The 18,851-nt window shown below is 61.7% G+C and carries 27 protein-coding genes and 1 pseudogene; 19 read left to right on the top strand and 9 right to left on the bottom strand.

The window, feature by feature from the left end:
- The 13 genes and pseudogenes from AQ12_RS23550 to AQ12_RS16170 all read left to right on the top strand — a co-directional run.
- Positions 1-84, top strand: a pseudogene (locus tag AQ12_RS23550) (elongation factor Tu); the annotation flags it as partial.
- A 5-nt stretch (positions 85-89) separates the two neighbouring features.
- Entirely contained in the window at positions 90-404 is a 315-nt protein-coding gene (rpsJ, locus tag AQ12_RS16225; protein WP_048440983.1) for a 30S ribosomal protein S10, read from the top strand.
- A gap of 315 nt (positions 405-719) precedes the next feature.
- Positions 720-1,421: a 50S ribosomal protein L3 gene (gene rplC / locus AQ12_RS16220; protein ID WP_048440982.1), complete on the top strand. Its 702-nt coding sequence runs from the start codon at positions 720-722 to the stop codon at positions 1,419-1,421.
- Entirely contained in the window at positions 1,421-2,041 is a 621-nt protein-coding gene (gene rplD, locus AQ12_RS16215) for a 50S ribosomal protein L4 (protein ID WP_048440981.1), read from the top strand. The genes rplC and rplD overlap by 1 nt, the downstream gene beginning before the upstream one ends.
- Positions 2,038-2,373, top strand: coding sequence for a 50S ribosomal protein L23 (rplW, locus tag AQ12_RS16210; protein WP_048440980.1), 336 nt, complete (start codon positions 2,038-2,040; stop codon positions 2,371-2,373). The genes rplD and rplW overlap by 4 nt, the downstream gene beginning before the upstream one ends.
- 3 nt (positions 2,374-2,376) lie before the next feature.
- Positions 2,377-3,201 carry a 50S ribosomal protein L2 gene (gene rplB, locus AQ12_RS16205; protein WP_048440979.1) on the top strand — a complete coding sequence of 275 codons (825 nt, stop codon included), beginning with the start codon at positions 2,377-2,379 and terminating at the stop codon, positions 3,199-3,201.
- An 11-nt stretch (positions 3,202-3,212) separates the two neighbouring features.
- Positions 3,213-3,491 (top strand): 30S ribosomal protein S19, encoded by a 279-nt coding sequence (gene rpsS, locus AQ12_RS16200; protein WP_013899633.1) that lies wholly within the window; start codon positions 3,213-3,215, stop codon positions 3,489-3,491.
- A gap of 9 nt (positions 3,492-3,500) precedes the next feature.
- The gene (rplV, locus tag AQ12_RS16195) at positions 3,501-3,833 is read left to right on the top strand and encodes a 50S ribosomal protein L22 (RefSeq protein ID WP_048440978.1); all 333 of its coding nucleotides are present in this window, start codon (positions 3,501-3,503) and stop codon (positions 3,831-3,833) included.
- Between the two features lie 15 nt (positions 3,834-3,848).
- The gene (rpsC, locus tag AQ12_RS16190; protein ID WP_048440977.1) at positions 3,849-4,760 is read left to right on the top strand and encodes a 30S ribosomal protein S3; all 912 of its coding nucleotides are present in this window, start codon (positions 3,849-3,851) and stop codon (positions 4,758-4,760) included.
- A 2-nt stretch (positions 4,761-4,762) separates the two neighbouring features.
- The gene (gene rplP / locus AQ12_RS16185) at positions 4,763-5,179 is read left to right on the top strand and encodes a 50S ribosomal protein L16 (RefSeq protein ID WP_048440976.1); all 417 of its coding nucleotides are present in this window, start codon (positions 4,763-4,765) and stop codon (positions 5,177-5,179) included.
- 17 nt (positions 5,180-5,196) lie between these two features.
- On the top strand, positions 5,197-5,424 hold the full coding sequence (gene rpmC / locus AQ12_RS16180; protein WP_048440975.1) for a 50S ribosomal protein L29: 228 nt from the start codon (positions 5,197-5,199) through the stop codon (positions 5,422-5,424).
- An 8-nt stretch (positions 5,425-5,432) separates the two neighbouring features.
- Positions 5,433-5,702: a 30S ribosomal protein S17 gene (gene rpsQ / locus AQ12_RS16175; protein ID WP_048440994.1), complete on the top strand. Its 270-nt coding sequence runs from the start codon at positions 5,433-5,435 to the stop codon at positions 5,700-5,702.
- 91 nt (positions 5,703-5,793) lie between these two features.
- Positions 5,794-6,309 (top strand): peroxiredoxin, encoded by a 516-nt coding sequence (locus tag AQ12_RS16170; RefSeq protein WP_048440993.1) that lies wholly within the window; start codon positions 5,794-5,796, stop codon positions 6,307-6,309.
- On the opposite strand, the gene AQ12_RS16165 is transcribed toward AQ12_RS16170, so the two are convergent.
- Together AQ12_RS16165 and AQ12_RS16160 are read right to left on the bottom strand one after the other, a co-directional pair.
- Positions 6,306-6,761 (bottom strand): GNAT family N-acetyltransferase, encoded by a 456-nt coding sequence (locus tag AQ12_RS16165; RefSeq protein ID WP_238587740.1) that lies wholly within the window; start codon positions 6,759-6,761, stop codon positions 6,306-6,308. The genes AQ12_RS16170 and AQ12_RS16165 overlap by 4 nt on opposite strands.
- Positions 6,762-6,860: 99 nt before the next feature.
- Positions 6,861-7,526, bottom strand: a complete 666-nt coding sequence (locus AQ12_RS16160) for a cytochrome b/b6 domain-containing protein (protein WP_048440992.1) — start codon at positions 7,524-7,526, stop codon at positions 6,861-6,863.
- Positions 7,527-7,705: 179 nt separating this feature from the next.
- On the opposite strand from AQ12_RS16160, the gene AQ12_RS16155 reads away from it, so the two are divergent.
- Entirely contained in the window at positions 7,706-8,161 is a 456-nt protein-coding gene (locus tag AQ12_RS16155) for a cytochrome c (RefSeq protein ID WP_193387992.1), read from the top strand.
- Positions 8,162-8,225: 64 nt separating this feature from the next.
- Here AQ12_RS16155 and AQ12_RS16150 read toward each other — a convergent pair whose 3' ends face one another.
- From AQ12_RS16150 to AQ12_RS16135, 4 genes are read right to left on the bottom strand one after another with little or no spacing between them, the layout of a single operon-like run.
- The gene (locus AQ12_RS16150) at positions 8,226-8,720 is read right to left on the bottom strand and encodes a TlpA disulfide reductase family protein (protein ID WP_048440973.1); all 495 of its coding nucleotides are present in this window, start codon (positions 8,718-8,720) and stop codon (positions 8,226-8,228) included.
- Between the two features lie 55 nt (positions 8,721-8,775).
- Positions 8,776-9,954 (bottom strand): hypothetical protein, encoded by a 1,179-nt coding sequence (locus AQ12_RS16145; RefSeq protein ID WP_048440972.1) that lies wholly within the window; start codon positions 9,952-9,954, stop codon positions 8,776-8,778.
- Positions 9,955-9,964: 10 nt separating this feature from the next.
- Positions 9,965-10,717 (bottom strand): alpha/beta hydrolase, encoded by a 753-nt coding sequence (locus tag AQ12_RS16140; RefSeq protein WP_048440971.1) that lies wholly within the window; start codon positions 10,715-10,717, stop codon positions 9,965-9,967.
- A complete protein-coding gene (locus AQ12_RS16135; RefSeq protein ID WP_048440970.1) occupies positions 10,718-11,953 on the bottom strand; it encodes a CaiB/BaiF CoA-transferase family protein in 1,236 nt (411 codons plus the stop codon). It lies immediately after the preceding gene.
- Between the two features lie 55 nt (positions 11,954-12,008).
- Between AQ12_RS16135 and AQ12_RS16130 the strand changes: the two genes are divergently transcribed.
- The 5 genes from AQ12_RS16130 to ptsP all read left to right on the top strand — a co-directional run bounded on the left by AQ12_RS16130 (position 12,009) and on the right by ptsP (position 16,290).
- Positions 12,009-12,545 (top strand): hypothetical protein, encoded by a 537-nt coding sequence (locus AQ12_RS16130; RefSeq protein ID WP_152682829.1) that lies wholly within the window; start codon positions 12,009-12,011, stop codon positions 12,543-12,545.
- Positions 12,542-13,756 carry an MFS transporter gene (locus tag AQ12_RS16125; protein ID WP_048440968.1) on the top strand — a complete coding sequence of 405 codons (1,215 nt, stop codon included), beginning with the start codon at positions 12,542-12,544 and terminating at the stop codon, positions 13,754-13,756. Before AQ12_RS16130 ends, AQ12_RS16125 begins: the two co-directional genes overlap by 4 nt.
- Positions 13,753-14,202 carry a PTS sugar transporter subunit IIA gene (locus AQ12_RS16120; protein WP_048440967.1) on the top strand — a complete coding sequence of 150 codons (450 nt, stop codon included), beginning with the start codon at positions 13,753-13,755 and terminating at the stop codon, positions 14,200-14,202. The genes AQ12_RS16125 and AQ12_RS16120 overlap by 4 nt, the downstream gene beginning before the upstream one ends.
- On the top strand, positions 14,171-14,440 hold the full coding sequence (locus AQ12_RS16115) for an HPr family phosphocarrier protein (RefSeq protein WP_048440966.1): 270 nt from the start codon (positions 14,171-14,173) through the stop codon (positions 14,438-14,440). The genes AQ12_RS16120 and AQ12_RS16115 overlap by 32 nt, the downstream gene beginning before the upstream one ends.
- A gap of 83 nt (positions 14,441-14,523) precedes the next feature.
- On the top strand, positions 14,524-16,290 hold the full coding sequence (ptsP, locus tag AQ12_RS16110; protein WP_048440965.1) for a phosphoenolpyruvate--protein phosphotransferase: 1,767 nt from the start codon (positions 14,524-14,526) through the stop codon (positions 16,288-16,290).
- Positions 16,291-16,301: 11 nt separating this feature from the next.
- On the opposite strand, the gene AQ12_RS16105 is transcribed toward ptsP, so the two are convergent.
- From AQ12_RS16105 to lipB, 3 genes are read right to left on the bottom strand one after another with little or no spacing between them, the layout of a single operon-like run.
- Positions 16,302-17,123, bottom strand: a complete 822-nt coding sequence (locus AQ12_RS16105) for a DMT family transporter (protein WP_048440964.1) — start codon at positions 17,121-17,123, stop codon at positions 16,302-16,304.
- Positions 17,120-18,151 (bottom strand): lipoyl synthase, encoded by a 1,032-nt coding sequence (gene lipA / locus AQ12_RS16100; protein ID WP_048440963.1) that lies wholly within the window; start codon positions 18,149-18,151, stop codon positions 17,120-17,122. Before lipA ends, AQ12_RS16105 begins: the two co-directional genes overlap by 4 nt.
- A gap of 8 nt (positions 18,152-18,159) precedes the next feature.
- Entirely contained in the window at positions 18,160-18,846 is a 687-nt protein-coding gene (lipB, locus tag AQ12_RS16095; RefSeq protein WP_048440962.1) for a lipoyl(octanoyl) transferase LipB, read from the bottom strand.
- Positions 18,847-18,851 lie beyond the last annotated feature (5 nt).

The following is an 18,851-nucleotide window of genomic DNA, read 5'->3' as shown; positions in this document are numbered from 1 at the left end:
GCCATGCAAGAAGGCCTGCGCTTTGCTATCCGCGAAGGTGGCAAGACCGTAGGTTCGGGCGTCGTCGCCAAGATTTTGGAGTAATCAAAATGGCTACTCAACAAAAAATCCGCATCCGCCTCAAGGCGTTCGATTACAAGCTGATTGACCAATCTGCCGCTGAAATCGTCGATACCGCCAAGCGCACGGGCGCCATTGTGAAGGGTCCTGTACCCCTGCCGACGCGCATGAAGCGTTTTGACCTGTTGCGCTCGCCGCACGTGAACAAAACCAGCCGCGATCAGATGGAAATTCGCACGCACCAGCGGCTGATGGATATCGTCGATCCGACTGACAAGACAGTTGATGCGCTGATGAAGTTGGACCTGCCTGCTGGCGTCGACGTCGAAATCAAGTTGCAGTAAAGACGGCTTGGCATCATCCGAGGCCGCCTTAGGGCGGCTTTTTTACGCAGCTAAGTTTTTGCAGCTCAGTAGCGGCTTCACACTGCGGCGTGGTTCGAAAAAGGTCGCGTGGCAGGGCTATGCAGGGCTGCAACAGGCAGGCTATAATCCAAGACTTCCCCGAAAAAGGGTGAAGGCAGTTTCGCCGAGCGATCTAGCCGAATGGCCTGGTTGTTCGGGTGAATTTATCAACCTTCTTTCGCCGTGACCCTAGTGGGAACGTCAAACGCAGAAGCCAATTGCAGCGGCTGCGGCGAAAGTAATGGAGTCAAAAAAATGAGTCTGAGCACCTCCCTCGGGTTGCTGGGCCGCAAGGTGGGCATGATGCGCCTTTTCACCGATGACGGGGACGCAGTTCCTGTCACGGTGGTCGACGTATCGAACAACCGTGTGACCCAGGTCAAGTCCCAAGAGAATGATGGCTACGTGTCCCTTCAGGTCACGTTCGGTTCGCGCAAATCGTCGCGCGTCACCAAGCCACAAGCCGGTCACCTCGCCAAGGCGGGTGTGGAAGCCGGTGAAATCATCCAGGAATTCCGTGTGACCGCCGATACCGCAGCCAAGTACGCTGCCGGTGCCGCCGTTCCTGCTGCTGATGTGTTTGTTGTGGGCCAGAAGGTGGACGTGCAGGGCACGACTATCGGTAAGGGCTACGCCGGTACCATCAAGCGTCACCACATGAAGTCGCAGCGCGCGTCGCACGGCAACAGCCGTTCGCACAATGTGCCTGGCTCTATCGGCATGGCGCAAGACCCGGGGCGTGTGTTTCCTGGTAAGCGAATGACTGGTCACCTCGGTGACGACACTGTCACCACTCAGAATCTCGACGTCGTGCGCATCGATGAGGCTCGTGGGTTGCTCCTCATCAGGGGTGCTGTTCCTGGTTCGAAGGGCGGATTCGTCACTGTGCGCCCTGCCATCAAGGCCAAGCCCGCTTCCGCAGCGGCTGACAAGGTTGCCACGAAGGGAGCCAAGTAATGCAACTCGAACTCCTGAACGAACAAGGCCAGGCTTCGTCGAAGTACGACGCGCCGGAGACCGTGTTCGGCCGTGAATACAACGAAGACCTGGTCCACCAGATCGTCGTTGCGTTCCAGGCCAATGCCCGTCAGGGCACTCGCGCCCAGAAGGATCGCGAGCAGGTCAAGCACTCGACCAAGAAGCCGTTCAAGCAAAAGGGAACGGGCCGCGCCCGTGCCGGTATGACCTCCTCGCCACTGTGGCGCGGCGGTGGTCGGATATTCCCGAACAGCCCGGAAGAGAACTTCACCCAGAAAATCAATAAGAAGATGTACCGCGCAGGCATGGCGTCCATCTTCTCGCAGTTGGCCCGCGAGGGCCGTCTGGCTGTGGTTGACTCGATGAAGGTCGATTCGCCCAAGACGAAGGATTTGGCTGCCCGTTTCAAGGCGATGAATCTTCAATCGGTTCTGGTGATTGCCGAAGAAATCGACGAAAACCTGTACCTCGCCTCGCGCAACCTGGTGAACGTCCTCGTCGTCGAGCCGCGTTACGCCGACCCGCTCTCGCTGGTGCACTACAAGAAGGTGCTCGTCACCAAGGGTGCCATCGACAAGCTCAAGGAGATGTTCGCATGAGCCGCGTCAATCCCACACCCGCAGCACGCAAGTTTGACGAAGGTCGCTTGATGCAGGTTCTGGTCGCACCCATCGTTTCCGAAAAGGCAACGATGGTCGCTGACAAGTCCAATGCGGTCACCTTCAAGGTGCTGCAAAACGCCACCAAGCCCGAGATCAAGGCTGCTGTTGAACTGATGTTCAAGGTCGAAGTCAAGGGTGTCTCCGTCGTCAATACAAAGGGCAAGACCAAGCGTTTTGGTCGCTCTGTCGGCCGCCGCGACAACGTCCGCAAGGCGTACGTCCGGCTCAAGGAAGGCCAGGAGCTGAACCTCAATGGGGAGGCCTCGTAAATCATGGCAGTCATCAAGATGAAACCAACTTCACCGGGCCAACGTGGCGCGGTGAAGATCTCCCGGGACCACCTCTACAAGGGTGATCCGTACGCGCCGTTGCTCGAGCCGCAGATCCAGAAATCTGGCCGCAACAACAACGGCCACATCACCACCCGTCACAAGGGCGGTGGTCACAAGCACCACTACCGCGTCGTCGATTTCGTCCGCAACAAGGATGGCATCCCGGCAAAGGTCGAGCGCATCGAGTACGACCCGAACCGAACGGCACATATCGCCCTCGTGGTGTACGCCGATGGTGAGCGTCGCTACATCATCGCTCCGCGCGGCCTGGAAGTTGGAGCTGCGTTGCTGTCAGGTTCGGAAGCCCCGATCCGCGCTGGCAACACGCTGCCTGTACGCAACATCCCGGTGGGTTCGACGATTCACTGTATTGAACTCAAGCCAGGCAAGGGTGCGCAGATCGCGCGTTCTGCGGGCACCTCCGCAACGCTGCTGGCGCGCGAAGGCACCTACGCCCAGGTTCGCATGCGCTCTGGTGAGGTTCGCAAGATCCACATTGAGTGCCGAGCAACAATCGGCGAAGTCGCCAACGAAGAACACAGCCTGCGCCAGCTTGGCAAGGCCGGTGTGAAGCGTCACATGGGTATTCGCCCGACCGTTCGCGGCGTCGTGATGAACCCGGTCGACCACCCGCACGGTGGCGGCGAAGGCAAGACCGGCGAAGGGCGCCATCCTGTCGATCCGTGGGGCAACCTGACCAAGGGTTACCGTACCCGCAACAACAAGCGCACCCAGGTCATGGTCGTGTCGCGTCGCAAGAAGTAAGGGGTTAACGAATGACTCGCTCACTCAAAAAAGGTCCTTTCGTCGACCATCACCTTGTGGCCAAGGCCGACAAGGCCGTGACCACGAAGGACAAGAAGCCGATCAAGACCTGGTCGCGTCGCTCCATGATCCTGCCCGAATTCATCGGGCTGACGATCGCCGTGCATAACGGCAAGCAGCACGTCCCGGTCTATATCACCGACCAGATGGTGGGCCACAAGCTCGGCGAATTCGCCTTGACGCGCACCTTCAAGGGCCACCCTGCGGACAAAAAAGTCCAGAAGAAGTAAGGAAAGACCATGTCAGAAACACGTGCAGTCCTCAGGGGCGTCCGTCTGTCGGTCGACAAGGGCCGTCTGGTCGCCGATCTGATTCGAGGCAAAAAGGTGGACCAGGCGCTCAATACGCTTGAGTTCACGCAAAAGAAGGCCGCCGGCATTATCAAGAAGGTGCTGATGTCCGCTATTGCGAACGCCGAGCACAACGACGGCGCCGACATCGACGAACTGAAGGTCAAGACCATCTATGTCGAGCAGGGCGCTTCGCTCAAGCGTTTCACCGCGCGCGCCAAAGGCCGCGGCAACCGTATCGTCAAGCCCACGTGCCACGTGTACTTGACCGTTGGCAACTAAGAGGCTCAGGACAATATGGGACAAAAAATCCATCCTACCGGCTTCCGCCTCGCGGTCAGCCGCAACTGGGCCAGCCGCTGGTACGCCAACAACCGTGATTTCGCCGGCATGCTTGCCGAAGACATCAAGGTTCGCGAATACCTCAAAGCCAAGCTGAAGAACGCTGCAGTTTCGCGCGTTCTCATCGAGCGTCCCGCCAAGAGCGCCCGCATCACCATCTTTTCGGCTCGCCCGGGGGTAGTGATCGGCAAGAAAGGCGAAGACATCGAAGCGCTCAAGAAAGAGCTCGGCAAGCGCCTGGGTGTGCCGGTCGCTGTGAACATCGAGGAAGTGCGCAAGCCAGAAATCGATGCCCAGCTGATCGCCGACTCGATCACGCAGCAGCTCGAGAAGCGCATCATGTTCCGCCGCGCCATGAAGCGCGCGATGCAGAACGCGATGCGTCTGGGCGCGCAGGGCATCAAGATCATGTCCGCTGGTCGCCTGAACGGCATCGAGATCGCGCGTACCGAGTGGTACCGCGAAGGTCGCGTGCCGCTTCATACGCTGCGCGCTGACATTGACTATGGTTTTTCCGAAGCCAAGACCACCTACGGCGTCATCGGCGTCAAGGTCTGGGTCTACAAGGGTGACACGCTTGGCCGCAATGATTTGCCAGCCATCGTCGAGCCCCGTGCCGAAGAAGAACGTCGTCCCCGTGGCCCGCGCCGCGATGGCCGCCCGGGTGATCGCCCGGCTGGCGATCGTCGTCCGCCAGCCCGACGTCCCGCAGCCGGGGCAGGTAACGTAGCGCCGGTTGACGGCAGCGACAAGCCTGCCGAAGCAACGCCAGGTGCCGATGCACCGAAATCTACCGTTAAGCGCGTCCGCAAGGCCGCACCTGCAGAAGGCGGCACCGCCGCACCTGCAGACGGTAAAGGAGAGTAAACATGCTGCAACCCGCTCGCCGGAAATACCGCAAAGAGCAAAAGGGCCGTAACACCGGTGTCGCTACACGGGGCAACTCGGTCGCATTCGGTGACTTCGGCCTGAAGTGCACGGATCGTGGCCGTCTGACGGCCCGTCAGATTGAAGCTGCGCGTCGCGCGATTTCACGCCACGTCAAGCGCGGCGGCCGTATCTGGATTCGTGTGTTCCCCGACAAGCCGATTTCCCACAAGCCTGCTGAGGTGCGTATGGGTAACGGTAAGGGCAACCCCGAGTACTACGTTGCTGAAATCCAGCCCGGCAAGGTCGTGTTCGAGATCGTCGGCGTCCCTGAAGAACTCGCTCGCGAAGCGTTCCGCCTGGCTGCTGCCAAGCTCCCGCTGCGCACGACGTTTGTCAGCCGCATGATCGGCTCGTAATTCAGGAGTGATGAAAAATGAAAACTACTGAACTGCGCAAGAAAGACGTTGCCGGCCTCGTGACCGAGGTCAAGGAACTGCAAAAGGCCCACTTCGGCCTGCGCATGCAGAAGGCTACGCAACAACTCACCAACACCGGTACGTTGCGCATCACGCGCCGCGATATTGCGCGCGCCAAGACGATCCTTGCCCAGAAGCAAGCTGAGTCCGCGTCGCAAGCTACCGACAAGAAATCGGCCAAGTAAGGATGAACATGACTGAAGCCAAGACTTCCCTCAAGCGCACCCTGATCGGCAAAGTGGTGAGTGACAAGCGAACCAAGACTGTTACGGTCCTGGTCGAGCGCCGCGTCAAGCACGAGCTTTACGGCAAGATCGTTGCCAAGTCGAGCAAGTACCACGCGCACGACGAAAAGAGCGAGTACCACACGGGTGACGTGATCGAGATCACCGAGAGCCGCCCGATCTCCAAGACCAAGAACTGGGTTGCGACCCGTTTGGTCGAGAAGGCCGCTGCGGTTTAAACCCTGCTCAGCGTCTGGCGCCTGCGTTGCGCCAACGCAAACTCCCATGAATCGGCCCACAATGTGGGCCGATTCCTTTTTGGAGAACCAGATGATAAAAGTCGGCGATGACATTCCCAGCGTGACGCTTCAGGAGTACTCCGAAGTTGAGGGTAATGGCTGCTCTATTGGACCCAACCCGGTGAAGACCGCAGAAGCGGCGGCGGGAAAGACGATTTGCGTGTTCGCACTCCCCGGCGCATTCACGCCGACGTGCTCAGCCAAACATGTTCCCGGCTTTGTCGAGAAGGCGGCCGAACTCAAGGCAGCTGGGATCGACGAAATCTGGTGCTTGTCGGTCAATGACGCATTCGTCATGGGCGCCTGGGCGCGCGACCAAAAGACTGAAAGCAAGGTGCGAATGATCGGGGACGGTAGCGCCGACTTTGCGAAGGCCACAGGCCTCACGCTCGATCTCACCAGCCGCGGCATGGGCGTCCGTAGTGCCCGTTATTCGATGCTCATCAAGGATGGCAAGGTTGTAGCTCTCAATGTCGAGGCTCCGGGCAAGTTCGAAGTCAGCGACGCTGCCACGATGCTTGCGCAAGCCAGGGGCTTGAACGCCTAAAGATCGGCTTTGAGGTAGTGCGCGCCGGCAATGGGGTTGTGATAGTAAGGAGGGATCTCGGCGAAGCCTAGCTCTTCGTACAGCGCACGCGCAGCCTCCATATCGTCCAGCGTGTCGAGTAGCACGCTGGAATACCCCGCTTGCCGTGCAGCATCGAGTATTGCGTCGGCCAACTGCCTCCCTAGCCCAATTCCGCGGAACTGATTGCGCACAAACAGACGCTTCATTTCGCAGGCATTGGGATAATCGGCGGCGTCCAGCGGCCGAAGCGCGCAGCAGCCGGCGATTTGACCAGCTACTCGCGCCAGGAGCAGCGCCCCGCGCGGCGGCGAATAGTCACCTGGAAGCGTAGCGAGTTCCTGGTCGAAGTCCTGGAAGCACAGGTCCACGCCAAGTCCGCTGGCGTAGTCGCGAAAAATCTCCCGGACGGCTCCCAATTCCTCGGGGGTCACAGGGGAGAATAGTTCGACAACGGGTAACTTCGTGACCAAGCTGCAGGTGGATCGGTTGGAGGCGGCCTGCCAGTTTAGCGCGGGATTCGGCCCGCAATCTCAGCTGCCCAGCTTGACGACCCAGGTGACGCACCCTGCGCAAAGCCCAAAGATCACCAGCGCGGCGACCCTTGAACCCAGATCGTCCCTCGATGCGGCCGCCGGGCTTTCCAGCGCCTTGTCCCCGTCAATCATCGGCTTGATAAGGTTGTCATTCCTTTTCCAGAGGTAGTACAGGACTGCGCAAATGTGGAGCGCGACCAGGCCAAGGATCAGCCATTGTCCAACGCGCTTGTGATACCAGGTCGCGGCCAGACCCTGGCTGCTTTCGACAAACTTGTTCAGGGGGCCGGTGAACGAAATTTCATCATCGCCAATCAGCCCGGTCCCGACCTGGGCCAGCAACACGACAATCATGGCGAAGACTGATCCTGCTCCCAGCGGGTTATGGCCCACCAGGTGATCGGGGTGCGCCTGCCCGCGCAGGTAATTCATGACAGACCTCGGCGAATAAATGAAAGAGCCGAAACGCGACCATCGCCCACCTACAAAACCCCAGACGATACGGAACAAAAGCAGGGTCAGTACCGCATAGCCAATGCGCGCGTGCCACTCCATCGCCGCACCGCCGCGATAACCCGAAATAACCAGGCCGATGACGCATGCCACCAGTGCCCAGTGAAACATCCGCGTGGGCAGGTCCCAGACGCGTACGGGTGTGGGCATGTGCGTTTCCTTCAGTTGATCGATGAGATTCGGCTGCCATTGTGACGCGACAGGTCCGACTCGACTGCGACGCACGGGCATTGGTGGATTCCCTAGCATTCAAAGTTCCCAAGAACTTTTTCACAGACTTGCGAGTCAGCATAGAGTCCAAAGAACCCACAACCCGGAGAAAAAAGCTCATGAGGATTCCCGTATCGCTGGCGATTGCCGCCACAGTTGCCGTGATGGCAGGACCTGCATCCGCGCAATTCGCCAAACCCGAGGACGCAGCCAAGTACCGTCAGGGCGTCATGTTTGTGATGTCGCAGCACGTTGGTCGCCTTGGTGCGATGACCAGCGGTCGAGTTCCTTACGACGCCAGGGTGGCCACCGAGAATGCGGAAATCGTCGCCGACATGGCCAAACTCGCGTGGGCGGGGTTCGGCCCCGGATATGACAAGGTAACGCCAAGTCGCGCAAAGGCTGAAATCTGGTCAGAACAAGCCAAGTTCAAGGAACATGGCGAAAAGCTGATCGCAGACAGCACGAAGCTGGTCGCGGCAGCCAAAACCAACAATCTGGACAATTTAAAGGCAGCGTTCGGTGCCACCGCGGGCAATTGCAAGACCTGCCATGACGCCTATCGCCGCGACTGACGCAGCGTCCGTCCCAACAGAAACGCCCGGTAATGCCGGGCGCTTCTGTTGGGGGTAAGCAAGTTCAGGTTTCTGCGAGCAACTTCTCGATGAGTATGTGCAGTTCGGCAAAGTTGGGCTCGCCGACATAACGCTTCACGATCTCGCCGCGCTTGTTCACCACAAAGGTCGTCGGTGTGAGTTGCACATCGCCCCACGCTTTCGCCACTGCTCCTGTGTTGTCGATCGCCACCTTGAAGGGCAGCTTGCGCGTCTGCGCATAGTTGACGACATAGCTGGGCGGGTCATAGCTCATCGCAACTGCCAATGTGTCGTAGCCGCGCGACTGATATTTGTCGTGGGTCGCCATGATCTTGGGCATCTCCGCGACGCAGGTCGTGCAACTCGTGGCCCAGAAATTCACCAGGGTCACCCGGCCCTTGAGGTCTGAAGTGGTCCTGCTCGATCCGTCGAGCAGCACGAACGTCGACTGCGGGGCGGCCTCCTTTGAGAACGCCAACCAGGCACCGCCGGCGGCAATCGCGGCCGCAAGGGCCAAGCCAATAAGAACGCGTTTCATGAGTCCAGGTTCGAGGGGATGCGTCGATTTTAGTTCCGCATCCGCATTGCCGCCCTCAACCGATCTTGGCCAGCTCCATCACCAGAAACGAAGGCAGGTGGGCGCGTAGCGAATCGCGGCTGATGCGACTCACGCTGTCTCCCATCCAGTTCGACATTTCCAGGATGTTGGGCGCCCGGGTGATTTCCACAACCGGAAAGTTCACGTCGGAGCGGACGATGTCAGCGCGAAGCTCCTCGAATTGATGGTCGCGTAGCCGCTCCTCCACCACGATCAGGTGAGGCATGTCTGCTTCGCAGTGACGCACGGCGCCTGCGCTGGTGGGGCAAACGTCAAGTGTCAGCCCCATGCTGTCGCAAACAGCCTTCAACTCTCCGATCACGCCGGCATCAGCGGACACGAGCAGGACCCGGTGACCCGCGAGCGGGCGTGCCTCGGTCAGGAACGTGCTGGAGTGGCCGCTACTGATGCCCGAATTGCTTTCCATGTCGATCGCCATGAGTCCCTCGATCTGGCGAACCGTTCGCGGAAACTCGATCGAGAGCATGGTGTGATCCACCGCGACGACGCGGTCCACTGTGACGCCCATCGCCATCGCGGTCTGCAGGAGCAGTTGCCAGTTGAGGTCATCACGAACCTTCTCCTCTCCAGATGCAGCCTGAGACAACGCGACCGACTGGCTGGACTTGATCGCCAGTTCAGCATGCTCCGGCCAATTCTTGACGTCCAGGCGAACCTGCAAGCGCTGTCCCTGGTCTGCAGACCAGTCGATCGCCACCTGCACCAGTCCCAGCAGCAGCCCGGGATCGACGATGACTTCGACGGGCCGCAGCCGATGGGTGACCTCATAGCCGCCCAGCTTGAACCGTAGCGTCATGCCATTGAGAACGTCGTTGACGATCGTGTCGAGCGGAAGCCGTTCATGCGACTGGCGCAGCCGTCCGCTGGCCAGGCGCGATATCTGCTGGCTCTGCATCGCAATCCGGTGTGCAGACTCCAGGCAGGCCTCCAGTGTGGCGACCTGTCCTCTCGAAATGCTGCGCATGCTTCGAACTTCCTGAAGCACGTTCTGCATGATGGCGACGTCATGGGCGAGTTCAGCCCCGATGATGGCCGGGAGTGTGGCGGCGGCAACCGGGGTGAGTCCCGCTACGGCTGGCGCAGCCGGCGCAGGCGCCGTCTTCGCTATGCGTTTTCGCTGTGACTCGCTTCGCGCGGACTTGCCTGACCCCATGGAGTCCCTCTCATCCTGAAGCTTTCATTGTGGCGCACTCCATCAGGACGCGGGCAAGTAAATCGGGCTCGCTCACCATCGGGTCGTGACCGGTTTTCATTTCCACGACCCGCACCCCTGCGCCACCCAACCAGGCACCACCCCAGAACCGGCTGTCACCCAGGCGCGGTCGAATCGAGTCGATGGTCGCGAGTGCGGGCTGGGTGCAGTTGATGAAGGTGCGGGCAATGGCCGCCACACGTCCTGGATCGAAGTCCAATGGCGCGGTGTAGGTATGCCCCGGGTGTGGGGTCTGCCGCCGCTTGACCCAATCGTAGGGTGCATCGGCCAGTCCAAAAACGGCTGGATCGGGCGGCGGGAAGCTGAAATCCGGCGAACTCGCCGCAGCGGCAAGCCTGGCTTCCCGGGTCGCCACTGCGTGTGTGCTGCTCCAGCTTTCGCCAGGCTTTGGCACGACGGCATCGACATAGACCAGGTGCTGCAGTCGCTCGGGCATTCGATCGGCTACAGCAGTGCCAATCATTCCGGCGTAAGAGTGCACGGCCAGCACAACCGATTGCATTTCCTCGGCCTCGATCGCCTTCATCACGTCGGCAATATGTGTTTCCAGCGTGATGGCGGGCGACATCAGGTGCGCGCGATCGCCGACGCCAGTCAACGTCACGGCATGTGCGCGATGCCCCTGGGCAGCCAGCAGGGCAATCACATCGCGCCAGCACCAACCACCATGCCAGGCGCCATGCACCAGAACGAAATCAGCCATTCAGATCACCTTGTCTTCTTTCAGTTGCTCGATCCTGTCATCGGGCAGCCCGAGCACCTCACGCAGGACCTGGGCCGTGTGCTCGCCCAGCAGCGGCGGGGGAAAGTCCTTGCGCACGGGCGTCACGCTCATGCGAATCGGGCTGGAGACCAGGTCGAGGCTGGCGCGTAAGGGGTGCGCCCAGGTGGAGACCATCCCGCGCTCCAGAACCTGCGGATCTGAAAAGACCTCCTGGAGGTTGTTGATGGCGCCGCAAGGCACCTTGGCGGCCTCCAGTGCAGCCAGCCACTGCGGCTTGGTTCGCTGGCGCATCAGCGCCTCCAGCATCGGTACCAGGACGGCGCGGTCACGCACGCGCCCCTGGTTGCGCGCGAATCGCTCGTCCTTCGCCAATTCCGGCGCGCCGGCCACCTCGCAGAACTTGGCGAACTGGCTGTCGTTGCCGACCGCCAGGATCAGGTAATCGCGATTGCCTTGAGGGTCAGGCGCGACTTCGAACACCTGGTAGGGCACGATGTTCTGGTGCGCATTGCCCGCACGGCCGGGTGTTTTTCCGCTCACGAGATAGTTGGCGCCCAGGTTTGCGAGCATGGCTACCTGCGTGTCGAGCAGCGCCATGTCGATGTGCTGCCCCTGTCCGTATCGCTCCGCGTGGCGAAGCGCCGAGAGCACGCCCACCGTCGCATACATGCCGGTGAAAAGGTCCGCGACAGCGACGCCCACCTTTTGCGGTCCGCCACCCAGGTCGTCGCGTTCACCGGTCACGCTCATGAGCCCGCCGATGCCTTGCACTGCGTAGTCGTACCCTGCGCGCTCGCGATACGGCCCGGTCTGCCCGAACCCGGTGATGCTGCAGTACACAAGGGCAGGGTTGATCGCCTTGAGTGATTCATAGTCCAGGCCGTAGCGAGCCATGTCACCGACCTTGTAGTTTTCGACAAACACCTGGCATTGCCCAACCAGGTCGCGGATCAGCGCCTGGCCCTCGGGGCTGGCGATGTCGCAGGTGATAGAGCGCTTGTTGCGATTGGCGCCCAGGTAATAAGCGGCCTCGGCCGTGTCATTGCCGGCATCGTCCTTCAGGAACGGAGGACCCCACGTGCGGGTATCGTCGCCGGTGCCGGGACGCTCAACCTTGATGACGTCGGCGCCCAGGTCGGCCAGGGTCTGGGTACACCAGGGGCCCGCAAGAACGCGGGAGAGATCGAGAACGCGAATGCCATCCAGTGAGTTCATGCACGCGATTCTGTCCCCAAACAACACCTCGCAGCGCAAACCCGATAATCGCGCGATGCCCCGAATTACCCGCACCTGGGCGCCACTTGCCGCCGTGCTCCTCGCCGCGTCCACGCTGACTGCGTGCAGCCCGACCTACAACTGGCGCGACGTGCGCCTGGAGCCCACCAACCTGAAAGCGATGCTGCCCTGCAAGCCGGACAAAGCCTCGCGCGAAGTCACGATGGTTGAGCGCAAGGTCGCGCTGGAAGTGCTCGGCTGCGAAGCTGGAGGCGCGACGTTTGCATTGCTCCACGCGGACATCGTTGATCCAGCGCGCGCTGGCGATGCGATCCGTCAATGGCGGATTGCAACGCTTGCGAACTTGCGCGGTACGTCTGCGCGGGACACGCCATTCGTAATTGCCGGTGGGGCGAGCCTTGCGCAGTCCGCGCAGGTCGTGGCAACCGGACAACGCGCGGACGGCAGCAAGGTCCAGAGCCATGCAGCCTATTTCGCGCAAGGCAGCCAGGTTTTCCAGGCCGTGATCTACGCGGATGAGCTGCGCATGGACATGACCGACCCGTTCTTTTCGAACCTGAAGTTTCAATGACAGTGCTGGCACGCCGCACCGCGATTGCCGTCTTTTTGGCGTTTGCGTTCACCTATTTCTTTTCGGCGCTGCTCAGGGCGATCACGGCGACGCTCTCGCCAACACTCACCGTCGAATTCAACCTCAGCGCGCAGGAACTCGGCCTGCTGGCGGGTGGCTACTTCTTCGGCTTTGCGATCACGCAACTGCCGCTGGGGACGTGGCTCGATCGGCACGGGCCTCGTAACGTGCTGTTGTGGTTCCTGCTGGCAGCCGTGGGCGGGGTGATTGCGTTCTCGATGGCGACCAGTTTCACGGCCTTGCTCCTGGCGCGAGTCTTGTGCGGTGTGGGGGTCAGTGCCTGCCTGATGGCGCCACTCACCGGATTTCGGCGTTGGCTCACACCCACTGCACAGCTGCGCGCCAATTCCTGGATGCTGATGACCGGCTCCTTCGGCATGGTCGGCGCGACGCTTCCCGTGCAATGGTTGATGCCGGTCTTCGGATGGCGTCCGCTGTTCTGGGGGCTGGCGGTGGCCATCGTGCTGGCGATGGTCGCCATTGCATGGAAGGTTCCGCGGTGGGAGCCGACCGAGTCGGAACCCGGCGACCGGCCGGGCACCTACTCACAGGTGTGGAAAGACCCGTACTTCCGGCGTCTGTCGCCAGTGGGATTCTTCAGCTATGGCGGCATGATTGCGATCCAGACCCTCTGGGCCGGGCCGTGGATGGTGCGCGTGGCGGGCTATGCGCCACTGGAAGCCGCAGGCGGGCTCTTCATCATCAACCTGTGCATGCTGTGCACCTTCTGGAGCTGGGGCATGCTCGCGCCTGCGCTGGCCCGGCGCGGCATCTCGACGCAGCGGCTCATTGCGTGGGGCCTTCCGATCAGCTTTGTGGTCCTGCTGGCGATCATCGTTGCCGGTCCTGCGGCCGGCGCCTGGGCCTGGGCGCTGTTCTGCATTTCTTCGACCTTTGTGTCGCTGGCCCAGCCTTCGGTGGGCATGGCGTTCCCGCCGGCCCTGGCAGGGCGCGCCCTGTCGGCCTATAACCTGGTGATCTTCGGCGGGGTGTTTGTCGTGCAGTGGGGCATCGGCCTGCTGATTGACGGCTTCAAGGCTGCCGGGATGGCCGAGGTGTCTGCTTTTCGCGCCGCAATGGGTGTCTTTCTGGTTTGCAGCATGCTGTCGTACGCTTACTTCCTGCGCGCAAAGGATAATTCCCGCTCATGAATGCGATCCTCATCATCGCCCACGCGCCGCTTGCTCACGCCTTGCGGCAATGCGCGCTCCACGTCTTTCCGGACTGCGGCGCGCTCCTGGCGGCGATCGACGTGCAACCCAACATGCCGCCCGAGGAAACGCTACACACCGCTCGCATCGCCATGAAGCAGCTGGGCGATGAAGATCGCGGCATCCTCGTGCTGACCGACATCTTCGGCGCGACACCCAGCAACGTCGCGCAGAAGCTTGTCGATGGCGTCAAGTCGCGCCTGATCACCGGTGTCAATCTGCCCATGCTCCTGCGCAGCGTCAGCTACCGCGCCGAATCACTGGATGCGCTCGTATCGCGCGCAGTGATCGGCGGGACGCAGGGTGTGATGCAGGTGGCCATCACCGCACCACAAAACCAGCCACGAAGAAGCAATGACCAGGACCACGACGACCATCAGCAATAAGCTGGGCCTGCACGCCCGCGCCTCGGCCAAGCTCACCAAGCTCGCCGGAAGCTATCCGTGCGAGGTCTGGATCACACGCGGCGAGCGTCGTGTGAATGCCAAGAGCATCATGGGCGTGATGATGCTGGCCGCCGGTATCGGCTCCGAAGTGTCGATCGAGACGATCGGGGAAAAGGAGCAGGAGGCGATGGACGCCATCCTGGCGCTTATCCACGATAAATTTGGAGAAGGGGAGTAAATGGCCCCCACGGTCGTGCACTGCGTGTCACTCCCTGCCCCCCGAGGGGGCTGCATTTCGCCTACGGGCGGCCGGGCGGCGAAATGACCTTCAGCGTCCACGGCCTGGCCGTTGCGCGCGGCATCGCCATCGGGCGAGCCGTGCTCATGGCATCGAGCCGCGCGGACGTGGCGCACTATTTCATCGAGCCGGCGAAGATTGAGTCCGAAATCGAACGCGTGCGCGATGGGCGCAACGCGGTGGTCGATGAGTTGCATCGGCTTCAGCACACCATTTCGATGATGGGGCCCAAGGAGGCACCGCACGAACTCAGCGCGCTTCTCGATGTGCACCTGATGCTGCTGCAGGACGAAGAGCTGATCGGCGGCGTCAAGCACTGGATCTCGGATCGCCTGTACAACGCCGAGTGGGCGTTGACCACGCAGCTCGATGTGCTGTCGCGACAATTCGACGACATGGAAGACGACTACCTGCGGGGGCGCAAGGCCGATCTCGAGCAAGTCGCCGACCGCATCCTGCGCTACATGAAGGGCGTTGCCTTGCCGGTGGCGCCACCTGCGGCCAGCCGCCGCAAAACCCAGCAGGACCTGCTGCTCGACGACAGCATCGACGTGCCGCTGGTGATGATCGCGCATGACCTGTCACCCGCGGACATGCTGCAGTTCAAGCAGAGTGTTTTCGCGGGCTTTGTCACAGACGTGGGCGGACGCAATTCGCACACGGCGATCGTGGCGCGCAGCATGGATATTCCGGCGGTGGTCGGCGCACGCAGCGCGAGCCAGCTGGTGCGTCAGGACGACTGGGTCATCATCGATGGCGATGCAGGCGTGATGATCGTCGATCCCTCGCCGATCATCCTGGCCGAGTACGGATTCAAGCAGCGCCAGGCCGAGCTCGAACGCGGGCGCCTGTCGCGCCTGCGCCATACGCCAGCGCTGACGCTGGACGGCCAGAAGATCGAGCTTCTGGCGAACATCGAGTTGCCCGAGGATGCACCCGGTGCAATGGAAGCGGGAGCGGCGGGTGTCGGGCTGTTCCGCAGCGAGTTCCTGTTCATGGGAAGGCGCGGGCATCTGCCCAATGAAGAAGAGCAATTCCAGGCATACAAGCGCGCCGTTGAAGGCATGCAGGGGCTGCCCGTCACGATCCGCACGGTGGATGTGGGCGCCGACAAGCCGCTGGACGACACGCGCCGCGATGAGGCGCACCTGAATCCCGCGCTGGGCTTGCGCGCGATCCGCTGGAGCCTGGCTGACCCGGCAATGTTCCTCACGCAATTGCGCGCCATCCTGCGGGCGGCGGCGCATGGCAAGGTCAACATGTTGATCCCGATGCTTGCCCATGGGAGCGAGATCCGGCACACCTTGTCGTTGATCGATTTTGCGCGGGCGGAGCTCGACAACCGCGGGACCCCGTACGGGCCTGTCTCGCTCGGCGCGATGATCGAGATTCCGGCCGCTGCGCTCACGGTGAAGATATTCCTGAAGTACTTCGACTTTCTATCGATCGGCACCAACGACCTGATCCAGTACACGCTGGCGATCGACCGCGCTGACGAGTCGGTCGCGCATCTTTACGACCCGCTGCATCCGGCGGTGCTTCGGCTGGTGGCCGAAACGATTGCCGAGTGCGATGTGCAGGGCAAGCCGGTGAGTGTCTGCGGTGAGATGGCCGGTGACACGACGCTCACCCGACTGTTGCTGGGACTGGGATTGCGAAGCTTCTCCATGCATCCGGCCCAGATCCTGGCGGTGAAGCAGGAGGTGCTGCGCTCCGATGCATCCAGGCTCACGCCGTGGGCGCAGGCGATCATGGATTCGGAAGACCCGGCCGCCGCACTCGAGGCCTGATCGGCTCTGCGCTAACGCACGCGCGTGCCTGCGACGGCGGCACCGATGATCAACACCGCCGCCGCCCCAATGCTCCATGTCATCGGCCGGTCGCTCACGATCATCAACAACAGCGTTGAAGCCAGAGGCGTGATGTAGCTGAGGATTCCGATGTGGCGCGGATCGCCGAGTTTCAGGGCCTTGTCCCAGAGGAAGAACGCCGCGCCCAGTGGGCCGAGTCCCATGATGGCAATCAGTCCCCAATCGGTCACCGAGAGCGCAACACGCGGTTCGAGTGCCCAGTGGCAAACCAGCGACAGCGTGCCCGACACAAGCCCGAACAGACCGATCGCTGCAGTAGGGAATGCCTTCACGCGCCGCGTGAGAAGCGAGTAGATCGCCCAGATGAATGCCGCGCCCAAGGCTGGCAGGTAGCCCCAGGCCCAGCCTCCGCCTGACGTGCCAGAGCCCAGGATGGCAACGGCTGCGCCGGCAAGGCCTGTGAATGCCGCGACCAGATGCGCGGCTCGCATGCGGATGCCCGGCACGAGCGCGGGCGCCAGGGCCACGATCAGGAGCGGCCACAGGTAGTTCACCAGATTTGCTTCCACGGCGGGTGCATGGCGCAGCGCGATGAACAGCAGGAAGTGATATCCGAAGAGCCCGCAAATGCCAAGTGCAAGCGTCGATGCCGGGATCTTCCACTGCTTCACAAGTGGCCATGCAGGGACGCTGCCGATCACGAGCGCCAGCCCCGTCAACAGGAAAGGCGGCACATGGCCCAGCGACACGCCAAGGGATGCCAGCGTGGCCCACAGGGCGATCGCGCCCAGCGCGTAGAGGTTCGCGCTCAGGTGTGGGCGCCGCCTGCCACGGGAGACGACACGCCGGCCAAAGGTGACGATACGCCTGCGGCGTGGGCCTGCTCGTCCGCGTGATACGAACTGCGCACCATCGCGCCGACAGCGGCGTGGCTGAACCCCATCTCGTAGGCCTTGGCCTCGAACATCTTGAAGACGTCCGGGTGGACATAGCGGCGCACCGGCAGATGCGAAGTCGAGGGCGCAAGGTATTGGCCGATCGTCAGCATGTCGATGTTGTGCTCGCGCATTTCGCGCATCACCTGCAGGATCTCGTCGTCGGTTTCGCCCAGGCCGACCATCAGGCCGCTCTTGGTCGGAACGTTGGGATGGAGTACCTTGAATTTCTTGAGCAGGTTCAGGCTGAAAGCGTAGTCGGAACCCGGACGCGCTTCCTTGTACAGGCGCGGGATCGTTTCCAGGTTGTGGTTCATCACGTCAGGCGGTGCAGCCTTGAGGATTTCCAGCGCGCGGTCATCGCGGCCGCGAAAGTCGGGCACCAGAACTTCGATCGTCGTGCCGGGCGACAGTTCGCGCGTGCGGCGAATGCATTCCACGAAATGCCCCGCGCCGCCGTCGCGCAGATCGTCGCGATCGACCGAGGTGATCACCACGTATTTCAGCTTGAGCCGGGCGATCGTGCGGGCAAGGTTCTCGGGCTCGTTCACGTCGAGCGGGTCGGGCCGGCCGTGGCCGACATCGCAAAACGGGCAACGCCTTGTGCACTTGTCGCCCATGATCATGAACGTGGCCGTGCCTTTGCCGAAGCACTCGCCGATGTTGGGGCAGGAAGCTTCTTCGCAGACGGTGTGGAGGTTGCTTTCCCGAAGGATCTGCTTGATCTCGTAGAAGCGCGTGGTGGGCGAGCCTGCACGCACGCGAATCCAGTCGGGTTTCTTCAGCAACTCGCCCTGCTCGACCTTGACGGGAATGCGAGAGAGTTTGGCCGCGGCCTTCTGCTTGGCTGCGGGGTTGTAGTTTTCGACGGATTGCGCCTCGCGCACGATTTCGCTGGAGCTCATGGATGCTTTCAGGAAGGAAGCAGGGCTGCGAGCTTGTCGCCAAGTACGGCTGCCGCGTCATTCCAGTTGGTAGATACCCCGATTGTAGAAAGGTCCACGGTTTTCAGTCCCGGATAGCCGCAAGGGTCGATGCGCGAGAAGGGTTCGAGGTCCATTGCCACGTTCAGTGCCACGCCGTGATACGTGCAGTGGCGACTGATCTTGATGCCCAGCGCCGCGATTTTCCCGAGCCCCTCGAACCCGGGCTTGCTCCCGCCCCCGTTGGGGGAGGGTTGGGGAAGGGGCAGCCTTGCGTGCGAATACGGATCATCCAGCCGCACATAAATCCCCGGCGCCCCTGCAACCCGATGCCCCGTCACCCCGAATTCGGCCAGTGTCCTGATCACCGCCTCCTCCACGCGATAGACGTACTCCTTCACGAAGAAGCCCTGCCGCTTCAGGTCCACCAGCGGGTAAGCGACAACCTGCCCCGGTCCGTGAAAGGTGACCTGGCCGCCGCGATTGGTCGCCACAACCGGAATGCCACCGGGCGTGCGCACATGTTCGGCTTTGCCCGCCAGTCCTTGCGTGAAAACCGCCGGATGCTCGCAAAGCCAGATTTCATCTTCCGTGCCCTCACTGCGCGACGCGGTGAACGACTGCATCGCTGCATATGTCGGTGCGTACTCGACGGGCCCGCGAACACTGAGGCGCATGGGCC

The sequence above is a fragment of the Caenimonas sp. SL110 genome, from assembly GCF_001044395.1.
Taxonomy (GTDB): Bacteria; Pseudomonadota; Gammaproteobacteria; order Burkholderiales; family Burkholderiaceae_C; genus Ramlibacter.
This window is presented reverse-complemented; position numbering and strand designations above follow the sequence as displayed.